Genomic DNA, 16274 nt, shown 5'->3' with positions numbered 1-16274 from the left:
TACCGTCACATCGCCGTCGCAGTTGTCCGAAGCTGTGGCAGTCGCTGTCCAGCTGTCAACCTGCGTGGCATCGAAACATTCCAGCAACAGATCAGTAGCCGGCAACGTAATTACCGGGGCGGTTACATCGGTAAAGGTGATGGTAATTGTTTTTGGTTCTGCGGCATTTCCGCTGGCATCAAGAGCCGTAAAAGTAATCACAAAGTCTTCGCCGCACGCTTGGGTGAATCCCAGATAGTCATGATTCAACAAAGGAGCGATATCACAATTATCGGTTACTGATGTTCCGGCAATGAATCCCAGGATGGTATTGCTGTAGTCAGTACTTTTTGATTGATCACATTCAAAAGAATAGGCTGTCAACGGCACGGTAATTTCAGGGGCTATGGTATCTTCAATGTTCAGATCGAGCGTAAATTCATTATCATCCGGATTGGCATCTACCCAATAATCGGAGTAGGCATCAGCTGCTACGGAAAGCGTTGATCCCAGCTCACTACAATCGGGAGCCTGCATGGTTACGGTAAATTGCCGGCTGGCATCAACCACCAGATCATCCGAAACCGTCCAGGTTACTGTGTATTCAGCAGCGCTGTAAACGCCCGCAGCGGAATTGGAAACATAACTGGCATTTGCCGGTAAATAGGCTGTAACAGTATAAGAATGACCAGCATGATCAACCTCTCCCTCATTACTAACCGTGATGGTGTAAGTATATTCAGCATCCGGCACCACGGAGTCCATGTCCGAAGTAATGTCAACTACCAGGTCAGGCACATTTTGGACCGTTACCACGGCATAATCCTGATTGTTATTCAAATCCGAATCCGGGCGTGTCGGATCAACGTCCAGGGTGGCAATATTCAGCAGGTTGGTAGAGCCGACCGGGAAATTATTGATATCGGCATCCACCTGCATGGTGTAAGTTAAGCTGCCATTTTCTCCCGGCAGAAGGTCGGGAAGATCCCAAATCAACGTTCCGGCACTTTCTGTTCCGCCAGCCGCATCCACCACGGTCATATACGTTTCGTCATAATCATCCGTCAAGGCTATACCAATAGCAGTACGGTTACCTATATTTTCATAGCTAATCGTGTATTCTACTTCTTCACCTGGCTGCACGATGAGCTTACTGGCCGTTTTGGTGATAGCCAGATCCGGAGCAGACAGAACGGTGGTTTTTTCTTCAAACTCAGAGTATGTTTGACCTCCATGATTTATCGAAACTTTATTCAATAACTCCGTTCCGTTTGGCAAATCATTTTTCACATTCACGACAACATCAATTATTGTATTCCCGGGCTCAAGTATTGGGAAATACCATGCATTATTAAATGGTGCTGTAGGTGAAGGATCTGCAGAAACAAATGTTACATTCTGAGCCGGATAAGTTTCAGTTAAGGAAACATCAGGCAAAGCCTCCCCAACATTAGTGATTATTATTTTATAGTCCAACTGTGAACCTGCCTGCACCGGATCGGGTGTATCAATTTTATAAACGCTCACTAAATCATATGCACTATATTGACCCCCATAAATAAAGGTAGTAACCACACTTACCCCTTCTCCGCATGTTTGAGGTGTAGCCGTAATACTGGTATAGGAATATTTATTAGGATTGGTTCCTCCTGGAGTTGTGAGCTGGTATCTAAAGTAGTAGATCTCCCCTGGAGCAATATAAGGTGTCATCGATAAAGGTTCCGTGTCACTGTCCATTGGCAAAATAGTTTGAGTCAGAAGTTGCCCTGAGTCCAGCTGTGAAGTCAAACCATATTTCTCATATACATTCCCGGTATTGATTAAAGCCAGCAAATAAGTTAACGTACTATTGGTAGCCGATTTGATTCCCGCACTGGGATTACTGATCGAAAAAGTACACCTCCTGCTGATTACGGTGGTTACGATATTGCTCGAAACCGGATCAGAAAGTTCGTCCGAATCAATCGTTGCCGAGAGGGTCAGCGTTTCCGAATCCGTGGTAATCGAGTAAGTCGTGACTTCTTCTCCGGAAGAGTTGGTCAATTGCACGGGATCACCGGCAATCAGATTCACGGTGATCGAATAAATCCCGGTATTCAACTGTTCCAACTGCGGAATTTCATTCTTTGTCCAGGTTAATTTATCGTCAATTTCGGAACAAACACCCTCCGGATTCGATTCGCTGTACACACAATAACCTGCTGGCAAGGCCATCTCGATGACTACATTATTCGCTAATGCGCCACCAATATTGGAGTACGAAATGGTGTAAGTTAGTACGTCACCCGGTTCTGCTTCACCAGGGCCATTTACTTTTATGTCCAAGGCAGCCTGCGAGAAGCCGGTCATTGCCACAAACAAAAACAAACACATGGCCAATAGTTGTCGCATGTGTTTTAGCGGGGGTTGATTGATTTTCTTTTTCATAGATTGGGTATCTTAGGTCCTAAAATTTTGATTTTAAACGGGCTGCATGAGCCCAAGACAATTTTGGGGATGGAAAACTAACCGAATTGGTCAGCCATGAATGAAACCGGTCGTGGCCTGATTGCCGGGAATCAGATGGGTTTAACGATATCAAACAGAAAGGCTCCTGCCTTAACCCACACGGGCGCCTGCACAAAAGACCAGCCCTTCCAACGTCAAAAGCAGGGAAGATCAAATTTATAAAGCGCACCAGTCCCTGAATCATAACAACCAATGAATCAGAAACGAACACAACAACAATTGAAATAATAATCAATAAATGGTACGCATGCAGAAAAGCAAAATTTGAAAAGTCATCGATATCGTACAACAAAGTAGAGTTTTCTTCCATAGACAATCTGATTTGGTTTTGGACAAATGCTACCGAACTGTAAAAATATAGTTAAGATAATTAATAATTCAAATAAAAGTGAAAAAACTATCTTCCCTACCCCAATATTTAACGGTATTTGCCCCTCAAGTTACGTCAATCCATCATTCCAGTCAATATTTTTGGGCATTTTATCTGCCAAAGCGGACAAAAACAGCTGTTGAAATAGCAAACCACCCAATTGGATAATCACACGGACAAGAAGGCCTATCAATCACCCATTCCGCCCCCTCCAGGGTGAAGTTCGTCAGTAAATCGGCATTATACCACAACCGACCAGCCAGTTACAAACGTTTCAGAACCAGAAAAACAAGGATTTTCCCCATGTGCTGATCCACTCATTCGAATCGGGTGCCGAGAATGATTGATCGAAAAACCTGTTTTTAAATATGCAATCGCCGGTTGAATTTCGGATCAATTGCCCCAACCAGCCTAATAAAAGGATGACTGATACCATAAAAAACCCTATTTTTCTGCTGTCCGATACTACCAGACAGGGAAATCGTTTTTAGGAATTAAATGCCATACTTTCTATTATTAGAAGATGTAAAACTGCTCTTTTTAGGTCGTCACCACCCGTCCGGCCACGACCTATCGTGGCCTTACACGCCGGATAAAATCCGAAACGCCCTAAAACGGGAAAGCCAGGTACGGTCACGACACGTCGTGACCAACATGCCATGGCTCCATGTAAAGCCCATATTAACTCATCCTGCACCTACCGAAAATGCCTCAGGCATTGGAAGCTTTTGAGGCACATGTGCATTGAAAGGGTGAACTATATTTTAAAAGCGATTTCCCTGGACTACCAGACAATCCATATTGCCAACTTCTTTTTCGATCCGGGTAACGTACGGTTATTTTTTTTGCAGGAGGTTCTTTACTTCAGGGTTGGTTCCTGTTTTCTTCTTACCAAAACCAGATCTTCTGCGTATATTCTGTGTATATTCTGTATATCTTCTGTATTCAAAAACCCGGAAGAAACCCATAAGAGATATCGTAAATACATGGATGATATGGATCAGGTTAGAAGAAAATTTGGTCTGGAAGACGAGGAGATACCGGGAAGATTCCAGGCGCCATCATCCACTCCATAAAGACACGGTACATTTTAGCAGGATGAATAAATCCGTTTGGGAAATCCAACAGAATGCCCAGCCCCTGCAACGAATCCATTCGTATTGCAGCCCAAGTCCCTGAACAAATTACGAAAACATCAGGGTAAAATCATCGGCATCGGGCAAGGCCGGAAACTTGGCGCGGAAACGCTCCAGGGAGGATTTGGATAAATTGGCGGTGAGAATTTGTTCGGTTCCGGACTGACCGGACGCCATGATTTTTCCTTTGGGATCGAGCAATAAGCTGTCGCCGGAATAGCGAATGCCATTTGCATCGATACCCGTTCGGTTGACACCGGCCACATACGCTTGATTTTCGATGGCGCGAGCCTTTAACAAGGTTTGCCAAACTTCGCTGCGCGGGGCCGGCCAGTTGGCACAGTTGATCAGGAGGTCGTAATCGCTGCGGTTGCGGCTGAATACCGGGAAACGCAAATCGTAGCACACCTGCGGAAGAATGCGGAATGCCTTTAACTGAAACACCTTCCGCTCTGCGCCCGCGGTGAAATGCAGATGCTCCTCACCCATCGAAAACAAGTGTCGTTTATCGTATGATTCAACCTGTCCGGAAGGACGCACAAATACAAACCGATTGTAGTAACGCTGATTTTCGCGGATCATGACACTGCCGGCCACCACCTTGTCCAAACGGGCAGCCTGCTCTTTCAGCCAGCTCACGGTGGGACCATCCATCTCCTGTGCCAGTTGTTCAACCTGCATGGAAAAGCCTGTCGAAAACATCTCCGGCAAAACGACCAGTTCGGTTTCACCGGACAGCTGCTGAAACAAATGCTCCAGCCGCCGCTGATTGGCTTCCGCATCTTCCCAAACCAGATCGGTTTGAATTAATGCGATATATAGTTGGGTATCAGGCATTGGGACATTGGGCATTAGTCATTAGGTCATTAGTCATTTATGGTCATCCCTGGAATTTGAAACTTGAAACTTGGAACTTGAAATTTGAAACTTGGAACTCAGAACTTATCTCATTCTTCTGCACTAAACTGGTCAGGATGCTTTCCGATCACACCCCGTGAGCGGTAGTAGGCTTTCATCCGGCGAATGTCGGCTTGCGGGTCATCGGTCAGCTCCAGGGTTTCATGCCAACCGATTTCCTTTCGTCCGAAATCAAAGAAACCCAGATAAACCACAGCTCCGGTGGCTTTGGCAATGGTATGAAAACCGGCTTTCCACTTTTTCGTCCGTTCGCGGGTACCTTCGGGTGTGATGGCCAGATGCATCATTTCCCGCTTGTTCATTTCCTCAATAATTTGTTTCACCACCGAAACCCCATTCGAGCGATCGACCGGTATTGCCCCCATTTTACGCAGAAAAAAGCCAAGCGGCCAAAAGAAAAACTCTTTTTTTATGACAATATTGGCCACGCCTCCCACCGACGTATAATACAGCCACGAAATCACAAAGTCCCAGGCGCTGGTGTGCGGAACGCCAATGATGATGGCCTTCTTGTGCGGCATCACGCCACTGACGGCCTTCCAGCCCAATACGTTCAACAGGAAACGGCATACAGCTTTCATCTTAAACGGTAACTTGATAGGTTTCGATGTTGGAAGCCGACGCAAAATCGGTCAACAGTTTGATGGCAGCCTGACTGGCCTCATGTATTTTATAGGCTCCCTGGTACGAAATGATAACCATCAGGAAACGGCGGGTGCCTTCACGAACGCCGGTACGCTCCGAATCGGAAGTCGGTGTACCAAAAGCGCCTTTCCGGTCGCGCAGCACCGGCAGGCCTTCAATGTTCAGCTCTCCGCGCCCCAGGCCCGCGTATGGCTCGTCTTGCCGTCCAATGCCCATCACCACATTGCCCGCAATTCGGTCAGCATCGTACCCGCCAATCGAAAACCCTGAACTGATCGAAACCAAGTTGAGCACATCCACCACGTTGTTGATCTGGTACAGTCCTTTGCCGCTCACCACCCGCCGAAGAAGCGCCTCGGCCGACAACCGGTACCGGGCGGGGTCTTTGCCGCAGGCTTTATACGCTTCGCGCGAAGAGGCGATGGTCGGGATGTGCCGGATAGCATCCACGTCCAGGCTTTCCGCAATATCCTTGCAACTGGCCTCAATCACCTGCCACAAGTCCGAACGGAATGGCTCAACGCGGACATCACATTCAATGCACGACAAAAAAATGTCCGGGCAACAATCGGCCAGCTCGGGGGCAATGGAAATATTCTTCATGGTTTTTTCAGCTTACAACCGACAAAAATAGGAAACATCACCATTTCACCTAAAAGAACAGTTGCATTTTGGTTATCCTCCGAAATAAAGATTTTCTGATCACCCATTGATGGATGGTTACCATCCGCCCGGCCAAGACATATCGTGGCCTTACACGCCGGATAAAATCCGAAACACGCCAAAACGGAAAGGCCAGGTACAGTCAAGACACGTCGTGACCAATATGCCATGGCCCCATGCTTTCAGAAAAACACTTCGGAGCGAATATTCTCAGGCGAAATGCCGTAGTTTTCGAGAATACCGGAAACTTCCTCAATCATTCCGGAGTTTCCGCACAGGTAACAAATGGTTTTCGGGTCCACCGGATTTTCCTTTAGGTAGAAGGTAACCCGACCGAAATACTCACCCGCTTCCACCCGGGAAGTGCACAAGCAGAAACGGTAGGGCTTGAAGGCATCGCGCCCATAAGCTTCATCTGAAAAATGGACGCCGTGGAGCACCCTGTAGTTCAAATCGGGATAGCTGCGCACAAACGAGTGGAACGGCGAGATGCCGGTGCCGGTAGCAATGAAAAGCACCGGGTGGCCAGAGAGGACCTGCTCGTCCAGCACAAAAAAGCCGCGAGGCCCTTCGATGGCAATTTCAGAATCGGGTTTCAGGTGGCGCAGGAGACGCGAAAAATCGCCGCCTTCCACTTCGCGGATCAGAAAGGAAAGGCGGTTATCGTGAATGGAGCTGTAAATCGAATATTCACGACCTTCGCCGGTTTCCGGATCGCGCAAAACCACGTATTGCCCGGGCGAAAATTCAAAACCATTTCTTTCGAAGTGAAGGACAAACGTTTCCGGGGTGAGCTCCTCCACTTCCATCAGTTTGTGTAAAGATTCATTCATAAGTTACTCTATTTTTTAGGCGTTCACGTGTCTTTCGGCATGATACGACGAACGCACGAGCGGACTGCTTTCGACATAACGGAATCCGCGTTTAAAGGCTTCATTGCGGTACGTTTCAAACTGTTCGGGGCTGATGTATTCCACCACTTTCATTAAATTTGGCGCGGGTTGCAGGTATTGTCCCAGCGTGAGCACCTTGCAGCCGGCCGCTTTCAGGTCGTCCATCGCTTCGAGCACTTCACCGGGGGTTTCGCCCAGGCCCAGCATGATGCCCGACTTGGCTACAATGCCCGATTCGGCAATGTATGAAATCACCTTCAGACTGCGGTCGTAGCGGGCCGTGCTCCTTATTTTCGGAGTGAGCCGTTTCACGGTTTCCAGGTTGTGCGAAATCACCTCGGGCTTGGCATCAATCACTTGTTGCACCAATTCTTTTTTGGCATGAAAGTCCGGAATCAGCGTTTCGATGGTGGTATCCGGGTTCAGCTCCTTAATTTTCCGGATGGTAGTGGCCCAAAAACCGGCGCCTCCATCCGGCAGGTCGTCGCGGTCAACCGAAGTGACCACACAATGCTTCAGTCCCAGCGTTTGGATGGTTTCGGCCAGGCGTCGCGGCTCGTCCCAATCAACCGGATCGGGAATCAGGTTCTTTACGTAGCAGAAGCGGCAGTTACGGGTACACTTGTCACCCAAAATCATGAAACTGGCCGTACCGGCATTCCAGCACTCCCCTTTATTGGGGCAGTTGCCGCTGGTACATATCGTGTTTAATTTATGCTCGGCAATCAGTCGTTTTACTTTCGAATAGTTCTCCCCGCTTGGCAGGGGCGATTTCATCCAGCGCGGCAGTCGTTCTCTTTTTTCTGAAATGTCAGTCATCGTAAAATAAGTTTTGACCTCTAAACAAGAAAAGGCCCGGCTTGTTCATAAAAAAACCACTGCCACAGAAGCTACTTATTGCCGCCCAGCGGGATGCGGTACTGAAAGCCAAATTGGATGTCGGGGGCATTGTTGATAAAAAACAGGTCTTCGCCCGCATAAACGGTAAATTCCCTTCCTTGTTTATGAAACCCAAAGATGAAATAGGTTTTCACTGAATGATAATACATCGACTCCGGCGTGAGCCGGGCCAGCCAGAATTCCTGTGTTACCGGTTCGCCTTCCCACACGTCGCCTTCCTGCAAAAAACGAACACCCAAATCCTGGTAGCCACGTTCGCCTCCCGCCGACTGCACCCCTTCCATAAACGACCCCTGAAAATTGTTCAGGACACCAACGATGGTTGCGTTCTTGTTTTTTGAAAGAAAATTTACCCCCAGGTAAAGTTTCAGGTGACGGCGAAATTTCCGGTCGATGGCCCGGACTCCCTCACCCACCTTCCAACCGGTTTGGTTGGTGATGCCGCCATCGGCAGCAATGGTGAACGAACTGTTGGCGCCCAGCAAATAATCGGTCCTGCCACCTACCGAAATGCCCGGCATCACATACGGATGAAAGTGGTTAAGCGGCACCGACAGGTGCAATCCCAGCTGCGCGTCGAGATGAAACCCAGGTTGGGCCACCCGATAAAGTCCCCGGTAATAATGAGCATCCAACACCCCGGTAAAAACATCGCCCTTTTCCTTTCGGTACGAATTGCCCAGCTCATCAACAAACTCAACCGTGGCCCGGTTGAACGGGTACAAACGACGGCCATAATTGTCCTCAATGGCAAAATTGCTGTGGAAAGCTTCAATAAAGCTGTCGCTCGCCAAGAAGTTGAGGGGCGACCGCCCCCCGTTGAGCATGTGCAGGTTTGCATTGATAATCAGGCTGCCGCGGTTTTCCCAGGATCTTTGCCAGGCTACGCGGAAATGCTGCAACACTCCGTCCGACTGGAATATTTTCTCCCGGGTATCCAGTTCCATCAATTCAAAAAATTCGGGACGAAGGGCATAATGCACCTCACTGACCTGCATTTTCTGATACGGGGTGAGGTTATGCGGATAAACGAAACCCGCCTGCGGGTGCCAGATGTTTCCCATGGAATAGCCCAGGTTCAGGTAGCTGTGTGTTCCGCTGTTTCCGGGGAAGAAAAAAGGCAGATCGAGCGAAAAGATGCCCGGCACGTTTACCGGGTTCACCTCCGAGAAACTAAGCGGAAGCTGCAATACATCCGGGTCTCCGTTACCTTGGCGGGCAATTGCCGGGGATATTCCCCAAAATAAAACCAACCACAAAAAGAATTTCCCGGACATACTTCAAATTTTGCACTTTGGCCCCTAAATTAGATTTTCAACCAAAAAGTAACAACCAATTTACAAAAGACTTTCACCATGATCCCCAAAAATTAACTAACTTCCGCATCGGTTCGATGAGGGGTGAAGCCACCCGGTGTAAACCAATTAAAATGCATTCTCGAAACCTTTATGATGAAGCAGCCATGGACAAACCGTTAATCTATCAAAACGACCATATTATCAGCAGCTGGGAGGAATTATGCGAAGAAGTTTACCGCGATGCCTGGAAACCGGGCATGGGCCGCTACCGGTCTGATTTTGCCTTCCGGGGCCTGTCGGACAGTAGTTACGAACTAAAAAACAGCTTCTTGCGCAATTGCGGCTCGCGCCCCGAGCTGGAGTACCACCTGCTGCGCAACTTCCGCAAATATTCTATTTCGAAGGAAGCCCAGCTCAGCGGGTCGTTCTGGCACGCGCTGGTGATGGCCCAGCACCACGGCCTGCCCACGCGCCTGCTCGACTGGACGTACTCGCCCTTTATTGCCATGCACTTTGCCACGGCCAACACCGAAAAATATGACCTCGACGGGGTGATCTGGAAAGTGGATTTCGTGAAAGCCAACAAACTGGTAAGCCAGCCGCTGAACCGTCAGTTGCAGGACGAAAAGTGCAACGCCTTTACCGTAGAAATGCTGGAAGAAACCATCCACTCGCTGTCGGATTTCGACAAGAAACTCGGCAAAGACCAGGTAATCTTTTTTGAGCCGCCCTCGCTCGACGAGCGCATTGTGAACCAGTTTGCCTTTTTCTCGGTGATGACCGACCCTACTTCCATTCTTGATAATTGGCTGATCGAGCATCCCGACGTGTACCGGCGCCTGATCATCCCCAAGGAACTGAAGTGGGAAGTGCGCGACAAACTCGACCAGGCCAACATCACCGAGCGAGTGCTTTTCCCTGGCCTCGACGGCCTGGCCCACTGGCTGAAACGACACTACAAACCGGTTTAGGGGTAGATTTAAGAAGAAGCCAAAAAAGGGAGAAACATGCTGCACATTTCTCCCTCTCGTTATTTCGATGAGATTATTTCGCTTATTTCAAGCTGAAAGCGGCTTCCAGGCCTTCCTGCGAATGGGTGCCTACCCACAACAAAAAATCGCCGGGTTCGGCCTGCCATTTTCCTTCGGCGGTATAAAAGGCCAGGTCATTTGCTGAAAGCTCAAACTCAACCACCTTGCTTTCGCCGGGGGCCAGGCTGATCTTTTCGAAACCTTTCAGTTCTTTAACCGGGCGGGTAATGCTGCCAAACAAATCGCGAATGTAGAGCTGCACCACTTCTTCGCCGGCGTAGTTACCGGTATTTTCCACTTTCACGCTAACGGTGATTTCTTCATCCAAGCCGAATTCGCTGCTGCTGAGTTTCAGATCAGAATAGGCAAAAGTGGTGTAGCTCAGCCCATAACCGAACGGATAAAGCGGCTCGTTGGATTCGTCGGTATAGTGCGACCAGAAAACCAGGCCGGTATCAAACGGGCGACCGGTGCTTTTGTGGTTGTAATAAATGGGGCACTGCCCTACCGCACGCGGGAAGGAAACCGGCAATTTCCCGGATGGGTTGTAGTCGCCAAACAACACATCGGCAATGGCATTGCCTGCCTCGGAGCCCAGGTGCCAGGTTTCCAAGATGGCGGGTACATGTTCGGCCATCCAGTTGATCACCAGCGGGCGGCCATTCATGAGCACCACCACCACATTCGGGTTGGCGGCATAAACGGCCTCCAGCAGCTGCTGCTGAACGCCTTTCAGGGTTATGTCGGTTTGGCTGCGCCCTTCGCCCGACTGAAAGCAGTTTTCGCCCAGGGCCATCACCACCACATCTACTTGTTTGGCCAGAGCCACGGCTTCGTCGATGCCGGAAAGGTCGGTTTCGTTAAATTCCAGGTGATGCGTAAAATCGGCCTCGTTGGAAACAAATACCGGCCCTTGCTCAAACTGAATGATTGCCGGGTCGGCCGCTGTATTTTTCATACCTTCCAGCAACGAAACGGCCGAACCGGTAACGGCCTGTGCCCGCCAGCTTCCGAGCGGCGAGTCTTTGTCGTCGGCCATGTCACCAATTACGGCAATGCGCTGCCCGCTTTTTTTCAAAGGCAACAGCTGGTTTTCATTTTTCAGCAAAACAATGCTTTTTTTGGCCACTTCGCGGGCAGCTTGCAGATGTTCGGCGTTGAGCAGCGTTTTTTCCTTTTCGGGGTTACTGTACCGGTAAGGATCGTCGAACAGGCCCAGTTCAAATTTTATTTTCAGGATGCGGCGAACGGCATCGTCAATCAAGGCTTCGTCAATCCGCCCTTCCTCCACCAATTCTTTTAACTGAGATACATAACAATTGCCTTCCATGTCCATGTCCGATCCGGCTTTCATGGCCAGGTAAGCAGCTTCTTTTTTGTTGGGGGCCACGCCGTGGTCAACAATCTCGCCAATCGAGTTCCAGTCGGACACCACAAATCCATCGAAGTTCCACTCCCCTTTCAGGATGTCGCGAAGGAGATGGTTGTTTGCGGTAGCCAACACGCCGCCAATTTCGTTGAAAGAGTTCATAAAACTGGCCACGCCGGCATCGGCACAGGCTTTAAACGGCGGGAGAACCACATTGCGCAAGGTGTTTTCGGTAATCTCCACCGTGTTGTAATCGCGGCCGGCTTCGGCAAAACCGTAAGCGGCAAAGTGTTTGGCGCAAGCAGCAATGGTATTTTCATCGGCCAGGCTGGCGCCCTGGAAACCGCGCACCTGTGCCGCTGCCATCACCGATCCCAGGTACGGGTCTTCACCGGCACCTTCCATGATTCGCCCCCAACGGGCATCGCGGGCAATGTCAACCATGGGGGCAAAGGTCCAGTGCACGCCCGAAGCGGCTGTTTCTTTGGCTGCCACGCTCGCGCTCAGCTCGGCAGCGGCAGGCTCCCAGCTGGCAGCTGTCGCCAACGGAATCGGAAACATGGTTTTGTAGCCATGCACCACATCGTAACCAAAAATCATCGGGATGCCCAAACGACTGTTTTCCACAGCCAGCTGCTGCGCGTTGCGGGTAGCTTCGGCGCCTGTCACATTCAACATCGAACCCACTTTCCCGCTTTTGATCATATCCAGTAGTTCCTGTTCCGATTGACCTTTCGGGGCAGGGCCAGTCATCTCCCAGCGACTGGTATATTGGTTCAGCTGACCAATTTTTTCGTCCAGGGTCATTTTCGAAAGCAAGGCATCCACCTTTTGATCCACTTCACTCTTTTCCTTGATCTCTGTAGCAATGGCAGTTCCAAATGCTAAGGAGGAAATCAACATCGCGGCAAAAAATCTTTTCATCATGATTTATCCAGTTTAATAATTTAGTGTTCCCGCAAAGATAAAGTGAAAAATTGGTTTATTGTATATCGTACAATATCTTTTGGCGAATGTTCTACCAAATGGTGAAAAAGAGGGCAGAAATTTTCCACCAATCGAAAAGAACAAATTCACGGCGACAATGAATGTCCGCTTACTTCAACCGGCTCAATTTTCTCAAAGCTTCCAAACGCTGCAACAAGGGAGGGTGCGAATAATGAACAAAAACATAGGCTGGATGCGGACGCAGGTTGCTCAGGTTTTTCACCGAAAGTTTTTTGAGCGCCGTGGCCAAAACTTCCCCATCATAATGTTTAGCGGCAAAAGCATCGGCAGCAAATTCATTTCGTCGCGAGAGCAAGTTCATTCCGATGCCAATCAAAGTGGATATGGGGGTGTACAAAATTCCAAAAGCAACCGCACCGATATGAAAGTTGGGCTTACTAACCCCCAAGGCCTGCGAGAGGGCCGGACTCCCCACAAAAGCAGAAAACAGGTACAGCATAAAACCAATTTGCAGGATACCCAACACCAGGCTCAGAATAATATGCTTTTTCTTATAGTGTCCTATTTCGTGGGCCAGCACAGCCACCAGCTCGTCCACTTCCATATCTTTAATGAGGGTGTCGTACAATACAATCCGCTTCTTATGCCCCAGTCCGGCAAAATAGGCATTGGCCTTGGTGGACCGTTTGGAACCGTCGATCACGTAAATGTTCTCCAATTTAAAACCGACTTTGGATGCGAAGTTGTTGATCGCCTCTTTCAATTCACCCTCTTCCAGCGGTGTTTGTTTGTTGAAAAGCGGTACGATCAGCGTGGAGTAAAACATGGCCATAAAAACAGAAAACACGCCGATTACCAACCAGGCATATAACCAAAAATCAGGGCCGGTTCGGTAATAAATAAAGATGATCAGGGCCAGCAATCCCCCGCCAACAAAAACACCTAAAATCAATCCTTTAATTTTGTCGAACATGTAAACCGGACCCGTAATCTTGTTGAATCCAAAGCGCTCTTCGATAATAAACGTTTGGTACAAACCAAAAGGAATGGATAGCAATTCGGCAGTCAAAAACAATACGCCAAAAAAGATCAGAGCCACCATGGTTGGGTTTCCCGTGATGTGCAGGGCCGCTTTATGCACCAGCGCAAACCCATGCCCGAACAGCATCAACAGAATTAGCAGAAAACTTAATAAACTGGTCAACCTACTGAAACGATGGTTAGTTTTGGAGTATTCCTGCTGCCGCCGGTACTTTTTTTCGTCGTAAATACCTTTAACTTCCTCCGGCAGCTGGTCGCTCCAACGGGTGGTGTTCAAATATTCCAGGTACCGCTCCAAAGCAAAATCGAGAACCAATATGAAAATGATAATCCAGAAAACTGTAGTCATCTGTAACTGTTTAAATGTACCCAAATGTAAGGAAATCATTTAAAACCCAACACCCGAATTACGGCAGCTTTTCCCTGATGAAATCGACCTTCATTGATGTCAATTTCCGCTTCGGTGATGGACAATTCAGAAAGACTGGCAAAATCGGCTGCCAACTCTTCCCGGGAAAAGAGCATGTCGGTATTGGCAGGGCCTCCGGTTCGGTAATTGATTTGCGTTTTCGAAAAACCCTCCAGGATCAGAACACCACCAGGGGCAAGGTACCTGAGCAGTTTTTGATGGTACGCAAACCGTTTCCCCAGCGGCATGTGGGTGAAAATAAATGCCAGTGCATCAAATGCATCAGGGGAAAACTGCACATCATCGTACGATTCTACCCGGTAATCGACCGAAACACTTTGCCGGGCAGCCAGTAGTTGAGCCTTTCGCCGGGCCTCGCTGCTATAGTCAAAAGCAGTGACCTGCCAACCCAAACTTGCCGCAAATACAGCATTCCTTCCCTCTCCTTCTCCGGGCAGAAGCAGTTTACCCGGATTCAACTGCCCCATCACATCCCGAAAATACACATTGGGGTCAATTCCATAAGCATATTCATCAGCGGCATATCGCTGGTCCCAGAAGTTTTCCATCATTCTCAATTTTTCAAATGAAACAAACATGTCGCGGATCCGGTTCTCCACATTCTTTCTCTCCCGATGAAACCCGTCTAATAGTGTCTCTATTTCGCGTCCCCAAAAAGAAAGGCGCCTCCCGAAGGTGCGCCTCTCTTTTCAGTTTGCTCTAACCCTATTTGTTACAAATCACTTTGCCATTAAATACTTCCGAGCCTAAAACCATTCGGTAGAAGTATATATTGCTGGATTGAACATCCGGTACAAATTCGGCCTGGTAGGCCACTCCGCTTTCAACCAGTTCATCGAGCACTGTTTTCACCAATCGTCCGTTTAAGTCGTACACGTCGATCCGTGCCTGAACTGTTTCCGGCGCTACGAACTCGAAAAGCAACCGGTCGGTAAACGGGTTCGGATAAGCTTTCAATTCAACTGCTGTTACCAGCTGGTCGTCAGCATCGACGGAGGCAATCTCAGCTGTTTTCTTTTTCGGGTTATGAATGACTACTGAGCCACCACCCAATGCTGTTATGGCTTCAGCATTGTCATCCGCGCCAAGCTGATTATCGTACACCACCGAACCTGTTGCGCTTTCCCATATTTTAATCCGGAACCGGTCCGGTTCACCTTTAGCTTTCAAGTCACCATCAATGGCTGAAACCATAAAGCTGTAACCGGATACTTTGTTAATAGAACCCTGTCCTTTATATATGGCTTTGGCACCGGCAATTACCAGCGACATTGCATCGTGTGAACTGGACTTAAAGTTCATGTTACCGGCATGGAACTGAAACTCAGTGTTACCATCTACAGCATTGCTGCCTTTTTTGTACTTGGCATTAAAACCGAAGTTGGCCTTACCTGTCAGCGTTGCATCGGCAGCGTAGGCTCCTTCCGGAGAATTAATCCAACCACCACCGGTTACAAAACCACCATCCGGGTCGTAAACGACAACATATTGGAATACTTCTGTTGTTCTGGCACCACAATAATCTTCAAGTTCCAGAATGATTGTATGAACACCCACCGGAAGATTTACAAAGGTATGATTTGTAGAGTTCCCGCTGATGTTATACATAACTTCATCCACATCTGTTGTACCATCAAACGCCTTCCATACAGCTGTTGCAATGTTCTCATCGATAAAAGTTGCTGACAATATTACATTGGTACCAACTGCATTTGGGCTATCAGGACCAGTTATAACAACAGAATGCGGAGCACTGTTTGTCACTTCAACATCAAATGAGCATACATCACTATTTCCCGATGGATCTGTAGCAGTAACTGTAACCGAGGTGGTTCCAACCGGGAAGAAGCTTCCTGGATTTTGGCTGTAAGTAATCTCAGCCGAACAATTGTCGCTAACGGTTGCAGCAAAAGCAACAATGGCACCACACATTCCTGCATCAGCAGGTAGCGTAATGGATGTCGGACAAGAAAGAACCGGGTCAATGTCATCAACCACGGTTACAACAGCGTTGGCGGTGCTTGAGTTTCCGTTCACATCGGTCACCGTTAGCACCACATTGTTCTGTCCCACATGGGCACAAGTGAATGCTTCGATATCCAAAGCAAGGGACTGGATCCCGCAGTTGTCGGTTGAACCGTTGTC

The 16274-nt window shown here is 48.6% G+C and carries 13 protein-coding genes; 1 reads left to right on the top strand and 12 read right to left on the bottom strand.

Features of this window, described 5'->3' with window-relative positions; all coding sequences use genetic code 11:
* The 8 genes from N2K84_RS18950 to N2K84_RS18915 all read right to left on the bottom strand — a co-directional run.
* Positions 1 to 2406 (bottom strand): hypothetical protein (locus N2K84_RS18950; protein WP_282593409.1); only part of this gene is annotated, 2406 nt, incomplete at its 3' end.
* A gap of 1635 nt (positions 2407 to 4041) precedes the next feature.
* Complete coding sequence (locus N2K84_RS18945; protein WP_282593408.1) at positions 4042 to 4830, bottom strand: amidohydrolase; 789 nt, start codon at positions 4828 to 4830, stop codon at positions 4042 to 4044.
* Positions 4831 to 4940: 110 nt separating this feature from the next.
* On the bottom strand, positions 4941 to 5492 hold the full coding sequence (locus N2K84_RS18940) for a 1-acyl-sn-glycerol-3-phosphate acyltransferase (protein ID WP_282593407.1): 552 nt from the start codon (positions 5490 to 5492) through the stop codon (positions 4941 to 4943).
* Between the two features lies 1 nt (position 5493).
* Entirely contained in the window at positions 5494 to 6159 is a 666-nt protein-coding gene (locus N2K84_RS18935; protein WP_282593406.1) for a B3/B4 domain-containing protein, read from the bottom strand.
* The gene (locus tag N2K84_RS18930; protein ID WP_282593405.1) at positions 6156 to 6389 is read right to left on the bottom strand and encodes a hypothetical protein; all 234 of its coding nucleotides are present in this window, start codon (positions 6387 to 6389) and stop codon (positions 6156 to 6158) included. Before N2K84_RS18930 ends, N2K84_RS18935 begins: the two co-directional genes overlap by 4 nt.
* A 12-nt stretch (positions 6390 to 6401) precedes the next feature.
* Entirely contained in the window at positions 6402 to 7052 is a 651-nt protein-coding gene (locus N2K84_RS18925; RefSeq protein WP_282593404.1) for a ferredoxin--NADP reductase, read from the bottom strand.
* Between the two features lie 15 nt (positions 7053 to 7067).
* Positions 7068 to 7931, bottom strand: coding sequence for a lipoyl synthase (lipA, locus tag N2K84_RS18920; RefSeq protein ID WP_282593403.1), 864 nt, complete (start codon positions 7929 to 7931; stop codon positions 7068 to 7070).
* A 71-nt stretch (positions 7932 to 8002) separates the two neighbouring features.
* Positions 8003 to 9289: a hypothetical protein gene (locus tag N2K84_RS18915; protein WP_282593402.1), complete on the bottom strand. Its 1287-nt coding sequence runs from the start codon at positions 9287 to 9289 to the stop codon at positions 8003 to 8005.
* 152 nt (positions 9290 to 9441) lie between these two features.
* Here N2K84_RS18915 and N2K84_RS18910 point away from each other — a divergent pair, with 152 nt between their 5' ends.
* Positions 9442 to 10281: an FRG domain-containing protein gene (locus tag N2K84_RS18910; RefSeq protein ID WP_282593401.1), complete on the top strand. Its 840-nt coding sequence runs from the start codon at positions 9442 to 9444 to the stop codon at positions 10279 to 10281.
* Positions 10282 to 10363: 82 nt separating this feature from the next.
* Here the strand turns inward: N2K84_RS18910 and bglX are convergent, their stop codons facing one another.
* The 4 genes from bglX to N2K84_RS18890 form a co-directional block, all read right to left on the bottom strand.
* Positions 10364 to 12637 carry a beta-glucosidase BglX gene (bglX, locus tag N2K84_RS18905; RefSeq protein ID WP_282593400.1) on the bottom strand — a complete coding sequence of 758 codons (2274 nt, stop codon included), beginning with the start codon at positions 12635 to 12637 and terminating at the stop codon, positions 10364 to 10366.
* A 169-nt stretch (positions 12638 to 12806) separates the two neighbouring features.
* Positions 12807 to 14048 (bottom strand): M48 family metallopeptidase, encoded by a 1242-nt coding sequence (locus N2K84_RS18900; protein ID WP_282593399.1) that lies wholly within the window; start codon positions 14046 to 14048, stop codon positions 12807 to 12809.
* Between the two features lie 35 nt (positions 14049 to 14083).
* The gene (locus tag N2K84_RS18895; protein ID WP_282593398.1) at positions 14084 to 14680 is read right to left on the bottom strand and encodes a class I SAM-dependent methyltransferase; all 597 of its coding nucleotides are present in this window, start codon (positions 14678 to 14680) and stop codon (positions 14084 to 14086) included.
* Positions 14681 to 14834: 154 nt separating this feature from the next.
* A partial coding sequence (locus N2K84_RS18890; RefSeq protein ID WP_282593397.1) for an HYR domain-containing protein occupies positions 14835 to 16274 on the bottom strand: 1440 nt, incomplete at its 5' end.

The sequence above is a fragment of the Gaoshiqia sediminis genome, from assembly GCF_025907915.1.
Lineage (GTDB): Bacteria > Bacteroidota > Bacteroidia > Bacteroidales > Prolixibacteraceae > Gaoshiqia > Gaoshiqia sediminis.
Note: the sequence above shows the minus strand (reverse complement) of the source record. Positions and strands in the feature narration are given on the sequence as shown.